The sequence below is a fragment of the Kitasatospora papulosa genome, assembly GCF_000717245.1.
Taxonomy (GTDB): Bacteria; Actinomycetota; Actinomycetes; order Streptomycetales; family Streptomycetaceae; genus Streptomyces; species Streptomyces papulosus.
Genome location: NZ_JNYQ01000075.1, coordinates 1 through 352, shown reverse-complemented (window position 1 = coordinate 352; position 352 = coordinate 1). Strand labels below are relative to the sequence as shown.

Genomic DNA, 352 nt, shown 5'->3' with positions numbered 1-352 from the left:
GGTCCGCGCGGACGAGCGCTCCATCATCGAGCCGAAGTCGCAGAGCGTGCGCTCGGTCTTCGAGGTCCACAAGCTCAGCGAGGTCTTCGCACGCCTCGTGCGCGACGAGCGTGTGGTGGGCCGCGCCCGCCAGATCCTGGGCTCGGACGTCTACGTCCACCAGTCCCGGATCAACGTCAAGCCCGGCTTCGGGGCCTCCGGCTTCTACTGGCACTCCGACTTCGAGACCTGGCACGCCGAGGACGGCCTGCCGAACATGCGGGCGGTGTCCGTCTCGATCGCGCTGACCGAGAACCTCGACACCAACGGCGGGCTCATGATCATGCCCGGCTCCCACAAGTCGTTCGTCGGC

The 352-nt window shown here is 67.9% G+C and carries 1 protein-coding gene; it reads left to right on the top strand.

All coding sequences use genetic code 11. From position 1 onward, the window contains the following. The coding region (locus tag IA22_RS0133775; RefSeq protein WP_030125885.1) for a phytanoyl-CoA dioxygenase family protein at positions 1–352 on the top strand (352 nt) is incomplete at both ends.